The 19,779-nt window shown below is 65.7% G+C and carries 17 protein-coding genes and 2 tRNA genes; 4 read left to right on the top strand and 15 right to left on the bottom strand.

The features are described from left to right. The 14 genes from nuoL to KZX42_RS01150 form a co-directional block, all read right to left on the bottom strand. A complete protein-coding gene (gene nuoL / locus KZX42_RS01215; RefSeq protein ID WP_248116300.1) occupies window positions 1-2,106 on the bottom strand; it encodes an NADH-quinone oxidoreductase subunit L in 2,106 nt (701 codons plus the stop codon). A 2-nt stretch (window positions 2,107-2,108) separates the two neighbouring features. Then, on the bottom strand, window positions 2,109-2,414 hold the full coding sequence (gene nuoK / locus KZX42_RS01210) for an NADH-quinone oxidoreductase subunit NuoK (protein ID WP_017503985.1): 306 nt from the start codon (window positions 2,412-2,414) through the stop codon (window positions 2,109-2,111). Further along, the gene (locus tag KZX42_RS01205; RefSeq protein WP_248116298.1) at window positions 2,414-3,040 is read right to left on the bottom strand and encodes an NADH-quinone oxidoreductase subunit J; all 627 of its coding nucleotides are present in this window, start codon (window positions 3,038-3,040) and stop codon (window positions 2,414-2,416) included. Before KZX42_RS01205 ends, nuoK begins: the two co-directional genes overlap by 1 nt. Window positions 3,041-3,212: 172 nt before the next feature. Further along, window positions 3,213-3,704, bottom strand: coding sequence for an NADH-quinone oxidoreductase subunit NuoI (nuoI, locus tag KZX42_RS01200; protein ID WP_017503987.1), 492 nt, complete (start codon window positions 3,702-3,704; stop codon window positions 3,213-3,215). 40 nt (window positions 3,705-3,744) lie between these two features. Next, window positions 3,745-4,818, bottom strand: a complete 1,074-nt coding sequence (gene nuoH / locus KZX42_RS01195) for an NADH-quinone oxidoreductase subunit NuoH (RefSeq protein ID WP_248116296.1) — start codon at window positions 4,816-4,818, stop codon at window positions 3,745-3,747. Between the two features lie 3 nt (window positions 4,819-4,821). Then, complete coding sequence (gene nuoG, locus KZX42_RS01190; protein WP_248116294.1) at window positions 4,822-6,882, bottom strand: NADH-quinone oxidoreductase subunit NuoG; 2,061 nt, start codon at window positions 6,880-6,882, stop codon at window positions 4,822-4,824. Further along, window positions 6,882-7,373, bottom strand: a complete 492-nt coding sequence (locus KZX42_RS01185) for a hypothetical protein (protein WP_248116292.1) — start codon at window positions 7,371-7,373, stop codon at window positions 6,882-6,884. The genes nuoG and KZX42_RS01185 overlap by 1 nt, the downstream gene beginning before the upstream one ends. A 2-nt stretch (window positions 7,374-7,375) precedes the next feature. After that, the gene (gene nuoF, locus KZX42_RS01180) at window positions 7,376-8,689 is read right to left on the bottom strand and encodes an NADH-quinone oxidoreductase subunit NuoF (RefSeq protein ID WP_248116290.1); all 1,314 of its coding nucleotides are present in this window, start codon (window positions 8,687-8,689) and stop codon (window positions 7,376-7,378) included. Window positions 8,690-8,694: 5 nt separating this feature from the next. Beyond that, window positions 8,695-8,958, bottom strand: coding sequence for a hypothetical protein (locus tag KZX42_RS01175; RefSeq protein ID WP_248116288.1), 264 nt, complete (start codon window positions 8,956-8,958; stop codon window positions 8,695-8,697). Further along, window positions 8,958-9,635 carry an NADH-quinone oxidoreductase subunit NuoE gene (gene nuoE / locus KZX42_RS01170; protein WP_248116286.1) on the bottom strand — a complete coding sequence of 226 codons (678 nt, stop codon included), beginning with the start codon at window positions 9,633-9,635 and terminating at the stop codon, window positions 8,958-8,960. Before nuoE ends, KZX42_RS01175 begins: the two co-directional genes overlap by 1 nt. Beyond that, window positions 9,632-10,810, bottom strand: a complete 1,179-nt coding sequence (locus KZX42_RS01165) for an NADH-quinone oxidoreductase subunit D (RefSeq protein WP_248117248.1) — start codon at window positions 10,808-10,810, stop codon at window positions 9,632-9,634. The genes nuoE and KZX42_RS01165 overlap by 4 nt, the downstream gene beginning before the upstream one ends. An 86-nt stretch (window positions 10,811-10,896) precedes the next feature. Next, the gene (locus KZX42_RS01160; protein WP_248117246.1) at window positions 10,897-11,466 is read right to left on the bottom strand and encodes an NADH-quinone oxidoreductase subunit C; all 570 of its coding nucleotides are present in this window, start codon (window positions 11,464-11,466) and stop codon (window positions 10,897-10,899) included. Between the two features lie 56 nt (window positions 11,467-11,522). Further along, complete coding sequence (locus KZX42_RS01155) at window positions 11,523-12,152, bottom strand: NADH-quinone oxidoreductase subunit B (protein ID WP_248116284.1); 630 nt, start codon at window positions 12,150-12,152, stop codon at window positions 11,523-11,525. Then, on the bottom strand, window positions 12,122-12,499 hold the full coding sequence (locus KZX42_RS01150; protein WP_248116282.1) for an NADH-quinone oxidoreductase subunit A: 378 nt from the start codon (window positions 12,497-12,499) through the stop codon (window positions 12,122-12,124). Before KZX42_RS01150 ends, KZX42_RS01155 begins: the two co-directional genes overlap by 31 nt. A 205-nt stretch (window positions 12,500-12,704) precedes the next feature. Here KZX42_RS01150 and KZX42_RS01145 point away from each other — a divergent pair, with 205 nt between their 5' ends. The 3 genes from KZX42_RS01145 (at window position 12,705) to KZX42_RS01135 (ending at window position 14,668) form a co-directional block, all read left to right on the top strand. After that, complete coding sequence (locus tag KZX42_RS01145) at window positions 12,705-14,336, top strand: AbgT family transporter (protein WP_248116280.1); 1,632 nt, start codon at window positions 12,705-12,707, stop codon at window positions 14,334-14,336. A gap of 96 nt (window positions 14,337-14,432) precedes the next feature. Then, window positions 14,433-14,509, top strand: a tRNA-Asp gene (locus tag KZX42_RS01140). 82 nt (window positions 14,510-14,591) lie between these two features. Further along, window positions 14,592-14,668 (top strand) — tRNA-Asp (locus KZX42_RS01135). A 214-nt stretch (window positions 14,669-14,882) separates the two neighbouring features. Here the strand turns inward: KZX42_RS01135 and KZX42_RS01130 are convergent. Next, window positions 14,883-16,133 (bottom strand): glycosyltransferase, encoded by a 1,251-nt coding sequence (locus KZX42_RS01130; protein WP_248116278.1) that lies wholly within the window; start codon window positions 16,131-16,133, stop codon window positions 14,883-14,885. 311 nt (window positions 16,134-16,444) lie between these two features. Here KZX42_RS01130 and KZX42_RS01125 point away from each other — a divergent pair, with 311 nt between their 5' ends. Continuing rightward, window positions 16,445-19,744, top strand: coding sequence for an autotransporter outer membrane beta-barrel domain-containing protein (locus KZX42_RS01125; protein ID WP_248116276.1), 3,300 nt, complete (start codon window positions 16,445-16,447; stop codon window positions 19,742-19,744). Window positions 19,745-19,779: the final 35 nt, after the last annotated feature.

Raw genomic sequence — 19,779 nt, 5'->3', positions numbered from 1 at the left:
TCAGGCTCCCCACGCGAGGATGGCGAAGGTGAGCAAGCCAGCCACCCCGAGCAGCATCACGAAGGCATAGTGATAGACATAGCCGGACTGGATCTTGGCCAGTCGAGCGGCGGATTTCAGCGACACCCAGGCGGCGCCGTTCGGCCCCAGCCCGTCGATCAGCTTCACATCGCAGACCTTCCAGAAGAAGTTCCCGACGGCGCGGAAGCCGCGCACGAAGACGACGTCGTACAGTTCGTCGAAATACCACTTGTTGTAGAGGAAGCGGTAGATGACGCCGTTCCGCTCGGCCATGCGACGGCCCATGCCTTCGCGGGCGACATAGATCCAGTAGGCGAAGGCTGTACCGATCAGGGTAAGGATCAGCGGCGACCACTTCACCCAGGTCGGGACCGAATGGCTCTCGTGCAGGACGTGATTGTGCGCTCCGGTGAAGATGGCCCCGCGCCAGAACTCGCCCTCGTGATGGCCGATGAAGTGCGGCGCGAAGACGAAGCCGGCGGCGACCGCGCCGACCGACAGCAGGATCAGCGGGATCAGCATGACCAGCGGGCTCTCGTGCGGCTTCAGCGGGCCATGATGGCCATGGTCGTCATGAGCATGACCGTGGTGCGCGTGGTCGTCCGTGACCGGTTCGGAGTGCGTTTCCAGCTGGGCGTGCGAGGCGTGATCATCCCCGTGATGGGCGGCATGATGCGCGTCGCCCTCTTCCTTCCACACCGGCTTGTTGTGGAAGGTCATGAAGACCAGGCGCCACGAATAGTAGGCCGTCAGACCGGCGGCGATGATGCCGACGAAGAAGGCGAACAGGCCGATGGCCGAGTGACCCGAGGCCGCCGAGGCGTAGGCGCTCTCGATGATCGAGTCCTTGGAATAGAAGCCCGCGAAACCGCCGACGCCAGGGATGCCCAGGCCGGTGATGGCGATGGTGCCGATGGTCATGACCGCATAGGTGACGGGCAGGAGCTTCCACAAACCGCCCATTTTCCGCATGTCCTGCTCGTGGTGCATGCCGTGGATCACCGAACCGGCGCCCAGGAACAGCAGGGCCTTGAAGAAGGCGTGCGTGAACAGGTGGAACATGGCGGCCTGATAGGCGCCGACGCCAGCAGCGAAGAACATGTAGCCCAGCTGCGAACAGGTCGAATAGGCGATGACCCGCTTGATGTCGTTCTGGGTCAGACCGACCGTCGCGGCGAACAGCGCCGTGATCGCGCCAATGATGGCGATGATCTGCGACGCGCCCGGCGCATATTCATAGATCGGGCTCAGCAGGCAGACCATGTAGACGCCGGCGGTGACCATGGTCGCCGCGTGGATCAGGGCCGATACGGGCGTCGGACCTTCCATCGCGTCCGGCAACCAGGTGTGCAGGAAGAACTGGGCCGACTTGCCCATCGCGCCGATGAACAGCAGGAAACCGGCCAGGTCCAGCGCGGACCATTGGACGCCCAGGAACTCCCAAGTCGTGCCGGCCTTTGTGGCGATCAGCGGGAACAGTTCGGCGAAGTTGATCGTGCCGTACATCCAGAAGATCGTCATGATCCCCAGGACGAAGCCGAAGTCGCCGACGCGGTTGACCACGAAGGCTTTGATGGCGGCGGCGCTGGCCGTCGGCTTCTTGAACCAGAAGCCGATCAGCAGATAGGACGCCAGGCCCACCCCTTCCCAACCGAAGAAGATCTGCATGAAGTCGGCCGCCGTCACCAGCGCCAGCATCATGAAGGTGAACAGCGACAGATAGGCGAAGAAGCGCGGTCGGCTGTCGTCCTCGGCCATGTAGCCCCAGGAATACAGGTGGACCAGCGACGACACGCTGGTCACCACGATCAGCATTGTCGCCGACAGGGCGTCGATGCGGATCGACCAAGCCGACTGGAAGTCGCCGACGTTGATGAACGGCGCCAGGCGGATGGTGAAAGGCTCCAGATGGCCCCAGGTCCATTGCCCGAACACCGTCCAGGCGACGGCGCACGAGAAGAACAGCAGGCCGGTCGTGACGGCCTGCGACGGGATGTTGCCGATGCGGCGCCCGAAGAAGCCGGCGATGGCCGCGCCCAGCAGCGGGGCGAAAATCCCGAGAATGACGAGGGTATGGAAAGTCACGCTCAACCCTTCATCACGGAGGCGTCGTCGACGGCGATGTCGCCGCGGTTACGGAAGAAAGTCACCAGGATCGCCAGGCCGACGGCGGCCTCGGCGGCGGCGACGGTCAGGACGAACATCGCCATGATCTGCCCGCTGATCTCGTTCAGATAGGTCGAGAAGGCGACGAAGTTGATGTTCACGGCCAGCAGGATCAGCTCGATCGACATCAGGATGATGATGACGTTCTTGCGGTTCACGAAGATGCCGAAGACCCCGATGGTGAACAGGATCGCAGCGACCGTCAGATAGTGGGTCAGGCCGATCATCACAGAAGCTCCTCGGCGCTGACGCCCTCGCCCGTCGCGGCGGGTTTGATCTCGACTGATTTCAGACGGTCGCGGTTCACCTGATCGCCAGGGTTCTGGCGTTTGATATGCGGCTTGTGGCGCAGGGTCAGGGTGATGGCGCCGATCATCGCGATCAGCAGCACGATCCCGGCCGCCTGGAAGAAGTAGACGTAATCCGTGTAGAGCACGCGACCGATGGCCTCGACATTGGTGACGCTGGCGTCCGGCGCGCCTGGCGCCGGCACGCCCGCCGCAGCCCCGCCCTGAACCACGGCGACAGACACGATGATCATCTCGGCCAGCAGTACGGCGGCGATGATCGCACCCAGCGGCAGATAGCGCGCATAGCCCTCCCGCAGCTTCAAGAAGTCCACGTCCAGCATCATGACGACGAACAGAAACAGCACCGCCACCGCGCCCACATAGACGACGACCAGCAGCATCGCCAGGAACTCGGCCCCCAGCAGGACGAACAGACCTGCCGACGAGAAGAAGGCCAGGATCAACCACAGAACGCTGTGCACCGGGTTGCGCGCGGTCACGACCAGAAGGCCGGAAACCGTGGCGACCGCCGCCAGCAGATAGAAGGCTATGCCTTGCAGCATGTCGGGACGAAGCCCCTTTCGTATCGGCCGCGACCCCGTTTGGAATCGGCGACCCGTTTAGCGAGATGCTGCCTAGTTCAAGACCTCTTCCTCTTGAAGAGGTCTTGAACGGCAACTGTAGTGGAACGTGATCTTGTCCGAAAAACCGGTAGCCACTTTTCGGGATCACGCTCTAGCGGTAAGGCGCGTCGAGTTCCAGATTCTTGGCGATCTGCCGTTCCCAGCGGTCGCCGTTATCGAGCAGGCGTTGCTTGTCGTAGAGCAGCTCTTCGCGCGTCTCGACGGCGAACTCCGAGTTCGGCCCCTCCACAATGGCGTCCACCGGGCAGGCCTCCTGGCACAGGCCGCAGTAGATGCATTTGACCATGTCGATATCGTAGCGGGTCGTGCGGCGGCTGCCGTCGGCGCGCGGCTCGGCCTCGATGGTGATGGCCTGGGCGGGGCAGATGGCTTCGCACAGCTTGCAGGCGATGCAACGTTCCTCGCCGTTCGCATAGCGACGCAGCGCATGCTCGCCGCGGAAGCGCGGCGACTGCGGATTGCGCTCGAACGGATAGTTCACGGTCATCTTCGGCCGCGCCATATATTTCAGCGACAGGCCGATGGCGCCGATGACGTCCAGCATCATCGCGCCCTTGGTCGCCTGGACGATACGGGTGAACATCAGCACTTATCCTTGAAAGCAGGCGTCTTCGGCGCGACCATCACGACCCCACCACGAACACGCGCCAGGCCGAGACGATGACGACCGCCACCAGCGAGGTCGGCAGGAAGATCTTCCAGCCCAGGCGCATCAGCTGATCGTAGCGATAGCGCGGCACGAAGGCCTTCACCATTGAGATCATGACGAACCAGAAGACCGTCTTGGCCATGAAGGTCAGCAGGTAGATCGCATAGGCGATCCAGGCCGGCAGACTGTCCATCCATGCCTGCGGCACGCCGGGGTTCCAGCCGCCAAAGAACAGCAGGCTGATCATAGCCGACATGAAGACGATGTTGACGTACTCGCCCATCATGAACAGCAGATACGGGGTCGAGCTGTATTCCACCTGATAACCGGCGACCAGTTCGGACTCGGCCTCAGGCAGGTCGAACGGCGGACGGTTGGTCTCGGCCAGGGCCGAGATGAAGAAGATGATCGACATCGGGAACAGGATCACGACCAGCGGCCAGGTATCGGCGCCGCCGCCGAAACCGTACCAGTTCCAGAACATGCCCTTCTGGCTCTCGACGATGGCCGACAGGTTCATGGTGCCGGCCAGCAGGATCACATTGATGATGATCAGGCCCAGCGAGACTTCATAGGACACCATCTGCGCCGCTGAACGCAGCGAACCCAGGAACGGATACTTCGAGTTCGAAGCCCAGCCGCCCATGATGATGCCGTAAACGCCCAGCGACGACACGGCGAAGATGTACAGAATGCCGACATTCAGGTCCGACACCACCCAGCCGGGCGCAAATGGGATGACAGCCCAGGCCATGAAGGCCAGGATCACGGTGATGATCGGGGCGATGATGAAGACGGCCTTGTCGGCGCCGGCCGGGATCACGACCTCCTTCAGCACGAACTTGATCATGTCCGCGAACGATTGAAGCAGGCCGAAGGGACCGACGACGTTCGGCCCTTTACGCATCTGCACGCCGGCCCAGACCTTGCGGTCGGCCAGCAGCAGGAAGGCGACGGCGATCAGCACGCCGACGGTGATCAGCAGAACCTGACCGAGCGTGATCAGCGTCCATCCCAGCGGGGTGGCCCAGAAGGAAACGGGGTCCATGACTTACTCCGCCGCCAAAGCGACCGGGGCGATCCGCAGGGCGGACAACTCGGCCATCGTCGCGCTGGCGCGCGCTATCGGATTGGAAAGATACGGGTCGGCCACGGCCGACACGAAGGCGCGGTCGCCCAGATCGCCCTTGGCGCCCAGGGCCGCCACGTCGAACGTCGCCGGCGCGGGCAGATAGTCGATCCGGCCGAAGGTCGGATGATCGCCCATCAGCTTGGCGCGCAGTTGCTCCAGCGTGTCGTACGGCAGGGTCTTGTCGACGCGCGCCGACAGGGCCCGGATGATGGCCCAGTCTTCCTTGGCCTCGCCTTTCGGGAAGACGACCCGTTCGGCCATCTGCACCCGCCCCTCGGTGTTGACGTAGAGGCCCGACTTCTCGGTGTAGGCCGCGCCCGGCAGGATGACGTCCGCGCCGTGCGCGCCTCGGTCTCCGTGGCTGCCCAGATAGACGCGGAAGGCGTTTGAGCCGGTCGGATCGACCTCGTCGGCGCCCAGCAGGAACAGCACGTCCAGCGCGTCCGGCTTCAGCATCTCGGCCACCGTCAGGCCGCCCCCGTTTTCACCGGGTTGGGCCGGCACGAAGCCCATGTCCAGACCAGCGACGCGGGCGGCGGCATGGTGCAGGACGTTGAAGCCGTTCCAGCCATCCGTGACGACGCCGACGGTCTTGGCCAGGGCGCCCAGGGCGTTCAGGACGGCCGCGCCGCCCTCCCCGCCCAGCGCGCCGGAACCAACGATGATCGCGGGACGCTCGGCCTTGGTCAGGATGTCCATCGCCGACTTGGGCAGTTGGCCCAGCGTCTGGGTTCCAGCGCCCAGATAGGCGTAGTCGAACGTCAGATCGGCCTGTTCGCCGATGACGCCGATCTCGACGTCGCCCTTCAGCCATGTCTTGCGCAGGCGCGCGTTCAGCAGCGGGGCCTCGACGCGGGGATTGGCGCCCACGATCAGAATGGCGTCCGCCTTTTCAATGCCTTCCAGGCCGGAATTGAACAGCCAGCCCTCGCGTGGGCCATAGCCCAGGGCCGCGCCATCCTGGCGGCAGTCAGTATTTTTCGAACCCAGGGCGCGGAACAGGTCCAGCGTGGCCTTCATCGACTCGGCGTCTTGCAGGTCGCCGGCGATCACGCCGATGCGGTCGGCCGGCGCGGCCTTCAGCTTGGCGGCCACGGCGTCCAGCGCCTCGTTCCACGATGCGGCGCGCAGCCTGCCGTTCTCGCGGATCCACGGACGGTCCAGACGGCGGGCGGTCAGGCCATCGACGACGTAGCGGCTCTTGTCCGACAGCCACTCCTCGTTGATGCCCTCATTAACGCGGGGCAGCACGCGCATGACCTCGGACCCGCGATAGTCGGCGCGGATGTTCGAGCCCAGGGCGTCCATGACGTCGATGGTTTCGGTCTTCTTCAGTTCCCACGGACGGTAGTGATACTGCCACGGACGGTGCGTCAGGGCGCCGACCGGGCACAGATCGTTGACATTCCCCGACAATTCCGACGCGACCGACTTCTCCAGATAGGTCGTGATCTCGGCGTCCTCGCCGCGCGAGATCATGCCGATGTCCGGCGCCCCGGCGACTTCGGTGATGAAGCGGACGCAGCGCGTGCACTGGATGCAGCGCGTCATGAAGGTCTTGATGGTCGGACCCATCGCCTTTTCTTCGACCGCGCGCTTGTTCTCCGAATAGCGCGAGCCGTCGCGGCCATAGCCGACCGACTGGTCCTGAAGATCGCACTCGCCGCCCTGATCGCAGATGGGGCAATCCAGCGGGTGGTTGATGAGCAGGAACTCCATCACCCCCTCGCGGGCTTTCTTGACCATCGGCGTATCGGTGAAGATTTCCTGGCCATCGGCGGCCGGAAGCGCGCACGAGGCCTGCGGCTTCGGCGGTCCGGGCTTCACCTCAACCAGGCACATCCGGCAGTTGCCGGCGATGGACAGGCGCTCGTGGTAGCAGAAGCGCGGAATCTCTTGCCCCGCGCGTTCGGCGACCTGGAGCACGGTCATGCCGGGCTCGAACTCGGTTTCGACGCCGTTGACCTTGGCGACTGGCATCAGCGGGCCTCTTCTTCAGCGGGAACGGCCAGATCGGCGCGTTCCGTCGTCCCATCCGGGAGCGTCTGTGTGATGGTGATCGTCTCGCCGTCCATGACGTAGCGGATCACCGGATCGCCCGACTGGTTCATCCAGCGAACGAGCGTTGCATCGGGCAGATCGAGTGGCTTCCACACGATCAGATCGTTCTCGACGCGGCACTCGGCGCGCATCCGGCCGCCGTCGACCGGCGCCCGCCACGAGGCGCGCAACACCCCGTCCTGAACCCCGTCAAGGGTGATCGCCGACGGCGTTTGGCCGTGTATCTGGGCCAGACCAGCCCGGCACACCCGGCGCAGTTCGCCAACGGTCAGGACCTTCGGCGCGGTTTGCACCCCGTCCGACGTCTTCACCTCGGCCGAGACCTTTTCCGCAGGCGTGGGCGCAGGGTCACGCTCGCCGCAAGCGGCGAGAGCGAAGGCTCCGATCACGATGGCGGGTGATAGGCGCATCCCTACTCCGCGGCGATGGCGTGGCCGGCGAAGTTCGCGCGGCGGCTGCGGTAGTTGGCGATCCGCTCTTCGATCTCGTGACGGAAGTGACGGATCAGGCCCTGAACCGGCCAGGCGGCGGCGTCGCCCAGGGCGCAGATGGTGTGGCCCTCGACCTGGCCCGCGACATCCAGCAGCAGGTCGATTTCCGAAGGATCGGCCTCACCCACGGCCATCCGCTCAAGCACGCGCCACATCCAGCCGGTGCCCTCGCGGCACGGCGTGCACTGGCCGCAGCTCTCGTGCTTGAAGAAGTAGCTGATGCGGGCGATGGCCTTCACGATATCGGTCGACTCGTCCATCACGGTCACGCCGGCGGTGCCCAGCGACGAACGCATCTCGCGCATGGAATCGAAGTCCATCAGGACCGTCTCGGCCTGCTCGCGGGTGATGACCGGGCAGGACGCGCCGCCGGGAATGATGGCCTTCAGATTGCCCCAGCCGCCGCGAACGCCGCCGCCGTGATCCTCGATCAACTGACGCAGCGGGATCGACATGGCCTCCTCGACCACACACGGCGTGTTGATGTGACCCGACAGGGACATCAGCTTGGTGCCGGTGTTGTTCGGACGACCGAAGCCGGCGAACCAGTCGGCGCCGCGACGCAGGATGGTGCCGACGACGGCGATGGACTCGACATTGTTCACCGTGGTCGGGCAGCCGTACAGACCCGCGCCCGCCGGGAACGGCGGCTTCAGGCGCGGCTGGCCCTTCTTGCCTTCCAGCGATTCCAGCAGAGCCGTCTCTTCGCCGCAGATATAGGCGCCGGCGCCGTGGTGGATATAGACGTGGAAGTCCCAGCCGTGGACGTTGCCGTCGCCGATCAGCTTGGCCTCATAGGCCTGCTTGACGGCGGCTTCCATCCGTTCGCGCTCCAGCACGTATTCGCCGCGCAGATAGATGTAGCAGGCGTGGGCCTGCATCGCGAAGCTGGCGATCAGCGCGCCTTCGATCAGCAGGTGCGGATCATGGCGCATGATCTCGCGGTCCTTGCAGGTCGCGGGCTCGGATTCGTCGGCGTTGATGACCAGGTAGTGAGGACGATCCTTCACTTCCTTGGGCATGAACGACCACTTCAGGCCGGTCGAGAAGCCGGCGCCGCCACGGCCACGCAACCCCGAGGCCTTGACGTTGTTGATGATCCAGTCGCGGCCAAGGTCCAGCATGTCCTTGGTGGCGTTCCACGCGCCGCGCTGCTTCGCCCCCTCTACGCCCCAGTCATGGAAGCCGTACAGGTTGGTGAAGATCCGGTCCTTGTCTTCGAGAATGCCGACCATGGCCCTCAGAGTCCTTCCGCCAGACGGCGCTTGTGGTGGCGGGTGCGCATCCAGATGGCGCCGATGACCATCGCCCAGCCAGCCGCCAGCATGAAGTAGGAGACGTTGACCGCCCATGGCCCGACCACGCCCTGACGCGAGATCAGGATCAACATGGCGGCGCCGACGACCATCGCCAGGCCGCCCGCGCGCAACGGACGACCCACGCCCCGCAGTTCCTTGCGATAGGCCGCGCGGCCCTCGTCGGTGTTCAGATCGGGCGGCGACATCAGGCCGGGGCCTTCTCGGCCGGGGCCGGGTCGCTGTTCGGCAGTTTCTTGATCGGCTTGGCGGCCGAGCCGTCATACAGTTTGGCGTCCAGCAGGGTCTTGGGCCCGCCCTCCGGCGCCGCATTGGTGCGACCGACATAGGACCCGCGCTCCGGCGTCTTGCCGGCGGCGAAGTCGTCGATGATCTGGCCGATCGTCTCGGGCGTCAGGTCCTCGAAATAGTAGTCGTTGATCTGGGCCATCGGCGCATTGGAGCAGGCGCCCAGGCATTCTACTTCCTGCCAGGTGAAGCGGCCGTCGGCGGACAGATGATCCTTGGGACCGATCTTCTCCTTGCAGACGCGCATCAGTTCATTGGCGCCGCGCAGCATGCACGGCGTGGTGCCGCACACCTGGATCAGCGCGGTCTTGCCGACCGGCTCCAGCATGAACATGGTGTAGAAGGTCGCGACCTCCAGCACCCGGATATAGGCCATGCCCAGCAGCTCGGCGATGGCGCGGATGGCGGGTTCGGACACCCAGCCTTCCTGCTTCTGCACCAGCCACAGAACCGGGATCACCGCCGACTGACGACGGCTTTCCGGGTATTTCTTGATCCACCATTCGGCCTTGGCCATCGTGTCGGCCGAGAAGGCGAACGAGGCGGGCTGGTCCTTGGCGAGACGACGAACGCTCATCGGTCCACTTCTCCGAAAACGATGTCGAGCGAGCCCAGGATGGCGGACACGTCGGCCAGCTGGTGGCCCCGGTTCATCCAGTCCATCGCCTGCAGCGAGCGGAAGCCCGGCGCCGAAATCTTCACGCGATAGGGTTTGTTGGTGCCGTCCGACACCAGATAGATGCCGAACTCACCCTTGGGGGCTTCGACCGAGGCATAGACCTCGCCCTCGGGCGTCGAGAAGCCTTCGGTGTAGAGCTTGAAGTGGTGGATCAGCGATTCCATCGACCGCTTCATCTCGCCGCGACGCGGCGGCACGATCTTGTTGTTCTCGATCATCACCGGCTCGCCTGGGCAGTTGCGCAGTTTATGGATGCACTGCTCCATGATCCGCACCGACTGCTTCATCTCTTCGATGCGCACCAGATATCGGTCCCAGCAGTCGCCGTTCTTGCCGACCACAACGTCGAACTCCAGTTCGGCATAGCACTCATAGGGCTGCGACTTGCGCAGGTCCCAGGCGATGTCCGATCCGCGCAGCATGACGCCGGTGAAGCCCCAGGCCAGGGCCTGTTCCTTCGAGACCACGCCGATATCGACGTTGCGCTGCTTGAAGATGCGGTTTTCGGTGACGAGGCTTTCGATGTCCTTCAGCGCCGGCGGGAACTCTTGGCACCAGCGGCCGATGTCGTCGATCAGGTCCATCGGCAGGTCCTGGTGGACGCCGCCCGGACGGAAATAGTTGGCGTGCAGACGGGCGCCGCAGGCGCGCTCGTAGAACACCATCAGCTTTTCGCGTTCCTCGAAGCCCCAGAGCGGCGGCGTCAGGGCGCCGACGTCCATGGCCTGGGTCGTCACGTTCAGCATGTGCGACAGGATGCGGCCGATTTCCGAATAGAGGACGCGGATCAGCTGCGCCCGGTACGGAACCTCGATGCCCAGCAGCTTCTCGATGGCCAGGCAGAAGGCGTGCTCCTGGTTCATCGGCGAGACGTAGTCCAGCCGGTCCAGATACGGCACGTTCTGCAGATAGGTGCGCGCCTCCATCAGCTTCTCGGTGCCGCGGTGCAGCAGGCCGATGTGCGGATCGACGCGCTCGACGATCTCGCCGTCCAGCTCCAGCACCAGGCGCAGCACGCCGTGCGCGGCCGGGTGTTGCGGGCCGAAGTTGATGGTGAACTTGCGGTCTTCCATCTCGCGCGCGTGGGCGGTGCGGGTGTCCAGGTCGTCCTCGAACACGTCCACGCCCAGCGGCGCCACGGTGGGGTTTCCGTCAGCCATTACGCCTGGCCTCCCGCCTTTTCGTCGCCCGGCAGGACCGGCGCAGGGTATTCGGCGCCTTCCCACGGCGACAGGAAGTCGAAGGTGCGGAACTCCTGCGTCAGCTTGACCGGCTCATAGACCACGCGGCGCTGTTCCTCGTCGTAACGGACCTCGACATAGCCCGTCATGGGAAAGTCCTTGCGGAGCGGATGCCCCTCGAAACCATAGTCCGTCAGCAGGCGGCGCAGGTCGGGGTGGCCCGAGAACAGCATGCCGTACATGTCGTAGGCTTCGCGCTCGAACCAGTTGGCGGCCGGATAGACGGCGATGATCGACGGAACGGGCTGCACCTCATCGGTCGACACCTTGACGCGCAGGCGCGCGTTCCGGGTCAACGACATCAGGTGATAGACCACCTCGAACCGCTCCTTGCGATCCGGGTAGTCCACGCCGCAGAGATCCAGCAGTTGCTGGAACCCGAACTGATCGCGCAGCGCGGTCATCACCTCGACGATCCGGTCGCGCGGCGCCACCAGCGTCAGTTCGCCAAAGGCCACCTGGGCCTCGACGCCCAAGGCCCCGACCATCTCGGCGCCCAGCGGCGTCAGAACGGCCTCGTGCTGGGCCTGAACAGCCAAAGAGGTCATCGGTCGATGGTCCCCGTGCGACGAATCTTCTTCTGCAGTTGCAGCAGGCCGTACAGCAGCGCCTCGGCCGTGGGCGGACAGCCCGGCACATAGACGTCCACAGGCACCACGCGGTCGCAGCCGCGAACGACGCTGTAGCTGTAGTGATAATAGCCGCCGCCGTTGGCGCAGCTGCCCATCGACACGACGTAGCGCGGGTCGGGCATCTGGTCGTAAACCTTGCGGATGGCGGGGGCCATCTTGTTGGTCAGGGTGCCGGCGACGATCATCAGGTCCGACTGGCGCGGGCTGGCGCGCGGCGCCATGCCGAAGCGCTCGACGTCGAAACGCGGCATCGACATCTGGATCATCTCGACGGCGCAGCAGGCCAGACCGAAGGTCATCCACATCAGCGAGCCGGTGCGCGCCCAGTTGATCACGTCATCGGCGGCGGCGACCAGATAGCCGCGCTCGCCCAGCTCCATGTTCACGGCCTCGAAGAACTTGTCGTGGACCTTAGGGTCATAGCCCTCGACGGTCGAACGCGCGGCGGCTCCGGCCGGAACCAGCGGCGCGCCCGATGCGGACACCAGGCCGGCGGGCTTGGAAGCGGCGACTACTCCCATTCCAGGGCTCCCTTCTTCCATTCGTAGATGAAGCCGATGGTCAGAACGCCCAGGAAGACCATCATCGACCAGAAGGCGAACACCATGCCGGCATGCGACAGGTCGAACATCGACACCGCCCACGGGAACAGGAACGCCACTTCCAGGTCGAAGATGATGAACAGGATCGACACCAGATAGAAGCGGATGTCGAACTTCATGCGCGCATCGTCGAAGGCGTTGAACCCGCACTCATAGGCCGACAGCTTCTCGCTATCCGGGTTCTTCGGCGCCAGCAGCAGCGGCAGCGCGATGAACAGGATGCCGATGAAGGCCGCGACGCCGGCGAACACCAGCACGGGCAGATATTCTAGAAGAAATGCGTTCATTCGAAGAACCTCGTCCGCCGGGGAGAGGCGGGATTCGGCGCTTCTTAGACCCAACAACGTCGCCGTTCAAACCCCTGCGGACATTGGCTTTTCATTGAGAATGGATCGCAAGTTTGCGCGCCATATGTCGCAGGCCCGGCGCTTGCGCGTCTTGCGTGGTCAAAGCCCTATGGCGACCTCTCTCGCGTAACCGAAAGTCATCCGAATGAGCGTCGCCAGCCGCGCCCTGAACGCCGTCGAACGGATCGGCAATCGGCTGCCTGATCCGGTCTTCCTGTTCCTGTGGCTGATCGGCGGCTTGATCGTGCTGAGCCTGATCGGGGCGGGTCTGGGTTGGTCGGCGGTCAATCCCGTCACCGGCGACCGGCTGGCGGCGCAAAGCCTGCTGTCGGGCGAAAATCTGGAGCGGCTGATCATCGGCATGCCGCGCACCCTGGCCGACTTCCCGCCGCTGGGGATCGTCATCACCATCATATACGGCGCCTCGGTCGCCGAGCGGACGGGCCTCTTCGCCACGGCCATTCGCGGCGCCCTGCTGAATGCGCCGCGCGTGATCCTGACGCCGGTCGTGGTCATCACCGGCATGGTCTCGCACCATGCGTCGGACGCCTCCTACGTCGTGGTCATACCGTTGGCTGCGGTGATCTTCGCCGCCGCGGGGCGTCATCCGCTGGCGGGCCTTGCGGCCGGTTTCGCCGCCGTATCGGGCGGATACGCCGGCAATCTGTTCCCGGGCGCCAGCGACGCCCTGATTCTGGGAATCACCGAGCCGGCCGCCCGGCTGATCGACCCATCCTATTCGGTCAACATCGCCGGCAACTGGTTCTTCATCGTCGGCGTCGTCCTCGTCTTCACCCCCATCGTCTGGTTCCTCACCGACCGGGTCATCGAACCGCGCCTGGGGGTATGGAAGCCCGCCGAGGGCGTCGCCGCCCCCGCCGCCAACGAGAAACAGCCCCTGACCGCAGCCGAGAAGCGCGGCCTGGCCTTCGCCGGCCTGGCGGTGCTGGGCATGATGGCGCTGTGGACTCTGATCACCGCCCTGCCCGGCTCCCCCTTCGTGGATCCCGACGCCGATCCGGAGCAGCGGTTCAACCCTCTGTACCGCTCGCTGGTCGCCTTCTTCGCCGTCACCTTCTTCGTAGCGGGCGGGGCTTACGGCGCAGGATCGGGCGCGATCAAGTCGCACCGCGATCTGGTGGCCATGATGCGCGACGGCATCGCCCAGCTGGCGCCCTACATCGTGCTGGCCTTCTTCGCCGCCCATTTCGTGGCCATGTTCAACTGGTCGGGGCTGGGGCCGATCCTGGCGGTCCATGCGGCGGCCGGGCTAAAAAGCATCGCCCTGCCCGCCCCGCTGCTGTTGATCTGCGTGGTCTTCGTCTCTTGCTTCTTCGACCTGTTCATCGGATCGGCCTCGGCCAAGTGGTCGGCCCTGGCGCCCATCGTGGTGCCCATGTTCATGCTCCTGGGCATCTCGCCCGAGATGACGACCGCCGCCTATCGCATGGGCGATTCTGTGACCAACATCGCCACGCCGCTGATGAGCTATTTTCCGCTGATCCTGACCTTCGCCCAGCGATGGGATCCGCGATTCGGCCTGGGGTCGCTGATGGCCACCATGTTGCCCTACGCCGGGGCGTTTCTGATCGCGGGGCTTTGCATGGTGGCGGCCTGGGTCGCCTTCGACCTGCCGCTGGGGCCGGGCGTCGGCGTCCATTACGAGCCGCCCGCCCCCGCCGTCGCCGCTCAGGAGCCTGCAGCGGGCGGCCTGGCCGGTCCGCACAGTCCGCCCCAGGCGGCCGTCGTGGCGCCGTCCACAGCCCCGTCGCGCTGACCGACGTCTTTCTCCGAAAAGGTCGCTTGACGCGCTGGGTCGAGCCGCCTAAACGACGCCCCTCGCCGGGGCGCACAGCCGCTTCGGCCGGGAAACGCGGGTGTAGCTCAGTTGGTTAGAGTGCCGGCCTGTCACGCCGGAGGTCGCGGGTTCGAGCCCCGTCACTCGCGCCACTCTCTCTAGAGATAGAAAGAGTGGCGCACACCGCCTTCCCAAGAAGCTTTCGAAACAGCTCAAAAGTTTCGTCGCAGGTACGCGGGTGTAGCTCAGTTGGTTAGAGTGCCGGCCTGTCACGCCGGAGGTCGCGGGTTCGAGCCCCGTCACTCGCGCCACTTCTTTTTCTGACATCGTTATAAAGAAGTGGCGCGCCCCCGCCTGCGCGGACGGGTCCCGCCCTCGAATTCAGTCGATAACTCAGCGCCGTCATTCCGTGGCGTCCGAAGGACGAACCCGGAACCCAGGGGGCTCGCATCGATGTTCGAATGAACCCAGCGACGGAAACTCGGCCCTGGGTTCCAAGGGCCTGTCCTGAAGACCGTCGTAAGCTCAGTGCAGTTGCAGTCCCGCGTCAGGCGTCATGAAGGTCGCCTCGCCGGTCAGCTGGCCATAGACGGCGCACAGATCCTCGAACACGCGGTTCCACGCGAACTGACTGACGGCCTTTTCGCGCGCAGCCCGGCCGATTGCCTCGATATCGCGCGCAAACAGGGCCTCGACCGCTTCGGCGTAGTCCGTCGCCTCGGCGCGCGCGGCCAGTTGCCCGACCGTATCGTCCACGGTTTCGGCCACGCCGCCGGCGTTGACGCCCACGACCGGCCGTCCGCAGGCCATGGCCTCCAGCACGATCAGGCCGAACGGCTCCTTGTCGTTGGCGTGAACGAAGGCGTCGCAGCTGGCGATGATCTTGGCGACGGCGCGGGGGTCCGTCTCGTAAGGCAGGGAGATGACCCGGTCCTCGTCCGGCATGCCCGACCCGGCGCCGACCAAGACCAAATGATAGGGCGCGCCCAGCTTCTGGACCGCTTCGATCAGCACGTCGACGTTCTTTTCCTTGGCCGGCCGTCCGGCGAAGCACAGCAGGCGCGCGTCCTGGTCCAGGCCCAGTCGGTCCAGCAGCCATTGCCGGTCGCGGCGTTCGGGCCGGAAGGTGTCGATCTCGACGCCCAGGGGGCGGATGACGATATTGTCCACGCCAGCCTCTTCCAACCGTCGGGCGATGAACCGACTCGGCGAAACCACCCGGTCGAACTGCGAAAACAGACGCGCCCAGCGCTTCTCGACCGGCTTCTTGGCCCATTCGCCGAAATGCAGCGCCGCCAGACCCGCCGGGTCCGAATGACAGAAGCCGACGACGGGGCATCCGACCCGCTGTCCGGCCTCCAGAGCGCCCTGCCCCGGCGTGTAGGGGTCGCCAGCCTCGATGATCGACGGCTTCATCGCGGCGACCCAGGCGCTCCAACGTTTGACCGACGTCGGCCAGCGGTAGCCGTCGCCGAACGGCAGCTTGGTGGCGCGCAGCCGCACCACCCCGTCCGCGCCTGCCTTGTGCCGCGCGCCCGGCACGATCAGCGAATGGCTGACCCCCGGGCGGTTGGCCTCTATCCACGCCTTCTTGGACAGGAGATAGCGTTTCACGCCCCCGGATCGCGGCGCATACAGCATGGTGGTGTCCACCAGCCGCGGCCGGTCGTCCATCGCGGCCGCCTTCAGGGCGCGCAGCGTGTCGGCGACTTCCACGTCCAGCCCCGGAATCAACCGGAGTTCGCTTTCCTGGACGTCGAGGTCGGTCATGCTCATGGGGCGTTCTCGTATGGCTGGGGCTGTCGAACGCCGAAGGGGTTCGTTGGATGCGTCGTCGCGACGCGGCGCCAAGCCTTTCGTCGCCCGTAAACCCGGCCGTGGCAAAGCTCAAGAGCAGCCCCGCTAAATCGCTCCGTATTCGCCGCAAAGCTTGGATTTGTCAGAACGTCAGTCACGGCATAGGCCGACGATCCGGCAGTTGCGGCCTTGTATTCGCCTCAAATTCGATAAACTTGAGGAAGGCTGCCGCAGACCCTGCTAAGGGGTCGCCTGTACCGTTGTGCGTGACCACCAGGGGTTTCTACCGAATGCGTATTCTGCTCGCGAGCGCCGTGGCGATCGCCCCTTTGATGGTCGCCACCGGCTCTCAGGCCGAGATCGTGATCTCAAACGCCCGCACCACGCCGATCCAGACGTCCAACGCGACCGGGACCGGCCCTGACAATATTCGCCTGGCCAGCGGCGGCAGCGTCGCGGTGACATCCGGCGCGGCCGTGACGCTGAACTCCAACCACACGGTCGACCTGGACAGCGGCAGCTCCATCACCATGGACAAGTCGGCCGACGGCTCGACCGGCCTGCTGGTCAACGGCGGCAACACCGGATCGGTCATCGTCGGCGGCGCCATCACCGTCAACGACACCCAGGAAGCGGCTGACGTGAAGGATGTCGACGGCGACGGCGACCTGGACGGTCCCTTCGCCACCGGAACCGGCCGCTACGGCGTGCGCGTGGTCGGCCCCGCGCCCTTCACCGGCAACGTCCTGGTCGAAAGCACCGGCGCCATCACGGTCGAAGGCAACAACTCCTACGGCCTGGCGGTCGAGACCGGCCTGAACGGCAAGCTGCAAAGCCTGGGCACGATCCGCGTGACCGGCGACAATACGGCCGGCATCCGCACGACCGGCCCGGTCTCCGGCAATGTCGAGCTGTCCGGCTCGATCTCGGCCCTGGGGGCCAATGCGACCGGCGTGTCGATCGAGGGCGATGTGGGCGGGGCGGTGAAGATCCACTCCTCCGTCGTCGCCACCGGCTATCGCTACACCACCCCGCCGCCGGCGCGTCCGGCGACGGGCGCCTTCGACAACGCCTCGACCCTGTTCCTGGACGAACTGGACGCCGACGACCTGCTGCAGGGCGGACCCGCGGTGCGCATCGGCGCGAGCGTGGCGGGCGGCGTCCTGCTGGACAAGGCGCTGGCCTATTCCGCCGCAGGCATCGAGGGCGATGACGACGGCGACGGCGTCAAGAACGGCGACGAGGACGACGACGGCGACGGCATCAAGAACCGCGACGATCCCGACCGCAACGGCAACGGCATCCCCGACGCCAGCGAGACGACCGCCTCGATCACCTCGCTGGGCGGCGCGCCCGCCCTGCTGGTGGGTTCGACCACCCAGGCGGTGAATCTGGGCGCCGTCGGAACGGGCGATGCGGCCTATGGCCTGATCAATCGCGGCTCCATCACGGCGTCCGGCCTGTATTCCGGCGTCGAATCGCGCGCCGTGCAGCTGGGCGTCACGGGCGGCCAGGCGGTCAATGTCGCGGGCGGCGTGCGCAACGAGGGCGGCGTGTCCTCCACCGCCGTGGACGCCAGCGCCACCGGCCTGTGGATCGGCTCGGGCGTGACCGCGCCCGCCATCGTCAACACCGGCGCCATTCAGGCCGTGGCCTCGGGCAAGGAGACCCAGAGTGCGACGGGCATTCTGATCGGCGCGGGCGCCAACGTCGGCTCCCTGACCAACACCGGCAATCTGGTCGCCTCCTTCGGCGGCAACCAGGGTTCGGCCGTGGTCATCCGCGATCAGTCGGGCGCTCTGACCCAGTTGAACAACGCCGGCTCCATCATCGGCTCGCTCACCCCCAACACCGCCGACACCAACCCGGTGACGGGAACCGTCACCGCCATCGACCTGTCGGCCAACACCAGCGGCGTCACCCTGCGCCAGTATGGCATTCCCGCTCCCGCCGGCAGCACGGCGGTCGACACCGACAAGGACGGCGTGCCGGACGCCAATGAACCGGCCATCGTCGGCGCGATCAAGCTGGGCTCGGGCGCCGACACGCTCAATATCGAGAACGGCGTCGTCAACGGCGACATCGACTTCGGCGCCGGGGCGGACAAGCTGAACATCAGCGGCGGCGCCGTGGTGACCGGCGCGATCAAGAACGGCGACAACCTGCTGGACATCAACATCGGCAAGGGGACGCTGAACGCGACCCAGACCGGCGCCGTCGGCATCTCCAGCCTGAACGTGGGCGCCGAGGGGTCGCTGCTGGTCAATCTGGACCCGGCCAACGACCGCGCCGGCGGCTTCAACGTCAGCGGCAATGCGACCCTGGCCACCGGGTCCAAGCTGGGCGTGCGCTTCTCATCCCTGCTGGACGGGCCCGAGCGGTTCAACATCATCACCGCCGGCTCGCTGAACGTCGGCCAGATCAACCAAAGCCAGCTGACCGACAATTCGCCCTACCTCTATGTGGTCGAGGCCGGGGTCAATCAGGCCGCCAACACCGTCTATGTCGACGCCCGTCGCCGCACGGCCGCCGAGGCCAGTCTGATCCCGGTCGAGGCCTCGGCCTACGACGCCGTCTATGCGGCCCTGGGGTCCAATGAGACGGTGCGCAACCTGTTCCTGTCGCAGACGACCCGAGACGGCTTCATCGACGCCTATGAGCAGATGCTGCCCGACCACTCGGGCGGTCCGCTGATGTCGCTGTCGGCCGGCGTCGACGCCGTGACCCGCGCCCTGACCGGCCGCAACGCCGTCGCCGCGCCGGGCGAGACCAGCGCCTGGGTGCAGGAGATCAACTTCTATGCCGACAAGGACAAGACCGATTCCTACGGCTTCCGCTCCGAGGGTTTCGGCGTGGCGGGCGGCGTGGAAAAGGGCACGAGCGTCGGCGCGGTCGGCATCTCTGCCGCCTTCACCTCCTCGGACATCAAGGACCCCGAGTCCGAAGCCGAAGAGGTCCTGTCCGCCAACCTCTTGGAACTGGGTCTCTACTGGCGCGCCCAGGGCCAGTACTGGACGACCTGGGCCCGCGCGGCCGGCGGCTACGCCAGCTTCAACGCAGACCGCTCACTGGTCGCCAGCGGCGTCTATCTGAACAACAAGTCCGACTGGCACGGCTGGACCGCCGCCGTCGCGGGCGGCGCCAGCTATGAGCGGAACTTCGGCCGCCTGAACGTGCGGCCGGAAATCTACGGCGAGTATTTCCGCCTGTCGGAAGGCGCCCGCAGCGAGAGCGGCGGGGGCGACGGCTTCGATCTGGACATCGATTCGCGCGACAGCCACATCTTCTCGGCCGTGGCGGCGATGAACATCGGCTACGGTTTCGGCCGCAACGGCTGGATCCGCCCCGAACTGCGCGTCGGCTATCGCCAGAACATCTCGGTGGACGCCGGCGAGACCATCGCCCGCTTCGCCAGCGGCGGCCCGGACTTCATCCTGTCGCCGGACGCCATCGAGGGCGGCGGACCGATCCTGGGCTTCCGCCTGAACTTCGGCAACGAGCTGGGGATGCTGTCGCTGACGGGCGACGCGGAACTGCTGGAGGACTACGTCCGCTATTCGCTGCTGCTGCGGGCCAGCTTCCGCTTCTGATCTGAAGAGAGAGCCAAAAATGCAAAAGGCCGCCG

Source organism: Brevundimonas sp. EYE_349 (genome assembly GCF_023147505.1).
Taxonomy (GTDB): domain Bacteria; phylum Pseudomonadota; class Alphaproteobacteria; order Caulobacterales; family Caulobacteraceae; genus Brevundimonas.
The sequence above is the reverse complement of the archived record's forward strand: the minus strand, read 5'-3'. Positions and strand labels throughout refer to the sequence as shown.

Coding starts and splice junctions, on each gene's coding strand:
- nuoE (WP_248116286.1), bottom strand. CDS start 9,635: ATGAGCGTTCGTCGTCTCGCCAAGGACCAGCCCGCCTCGTTCGCCTTC.
- KZX42_RS01205 (WP_248116298.1), bottom strand. CDS start 3,040: ATGCTGCAAGGCATAGCCTTCTATCTGCTGGCGGCGGTCGCCACGGTT.
- nuoK (WP_017503985.1), bottom strand. CDS start 2,414: ATGATCGGCCTGACCCACTATCTGACGGTCGCTGCGATCCTGTTCACC.
- KZX42_RS01155 (WP_248116284.1), bottom strand. CDS start 12,152: ATGGAAGAAGGGAGCCCTGGAATGGGAGTAGTCGCCGCTTCCAAGCCC.
- KZX42_RS01185 (WP_248116292.1), bottom strand. CDS start 7,373: ATGCGCCTATCACCCGCCATCGTGATCGGAGCCTTCGCTCTCGCCGCT.
- nuoF (WP_248116290.1), bottom strand. CDS start 8,689: ATGGTCGGCATTCTCGAAGACAAGGACCGGATCTTCACCAACCTGTAC.
- KZX42_RS01150 (WP_248116282.1), bottom strand. CDS start 12,499: ATGAACGCATTTCTTCTAGAATATCTGCCCGTGCTGGTGTTCGCCGGC.
- KZX42_RS01125 (WP_248116276.1), top strand. CDS start 16,445: ATGCGTATTCTGCTCGCGAGCGCCGTGGCGATCGCCCCTTTGATGGTC.
- KZX42_RS01175 (WP_248116288.1), bottom strand. CDS start 8,958: ATGTCGCCGCCCGATCTGAACACCGACGAGGGCCGCGCGGCCTATCGC.
- KZX42_RS01145 (WP_248116280.1), top strand. CDS start 12,705: ATGAGCGTCGCCAGCCGCGCCCTGAACGCCGTCGAACGGATCGGCAAT.
- KZX42_RS01160 (WP_248117246.1), bottom strand. CDS start 11,466: ATGGTCGGGGCCTTGGGCGTCGAGGCCCAGGTGGCCTTTGGCGAACTG.
- nuoH (WP_248116296.1), bottom strand. CDS start 4,818: ATGGACCCCGTTTCCTTCTGGGCCACCCCGCTGGGATGGACGCTGATC.
- nuoI (WP_017503987.1), bottom strand. CDS start 3,704: ATGTTCACCCGTATCGTCCAGGCGACCAAGGGCGCGATGATGCTGGAC.
- nuoG (WP_248116294.1), bottom strand. CDS start 6,882: ATGCCAGTCGCCAAGGTCAACGGCGTCGAAACCGAGTTCGAGCCCGGC.
- KZX42_RS01130 (WP_248116278.1), bottom strand. CDS start 16,133: ATGAGCATGACCGACCTCGACGTCCAGGAAAGCGAACTCCGGTTGATT.
- KZX42_RS01165 (WP_248117248.1), bottom strand. CDS start 10,810: ATGGAAGACCGCAAGTTCACCATCAACTTCGGCCCGCAACACCCGGCC.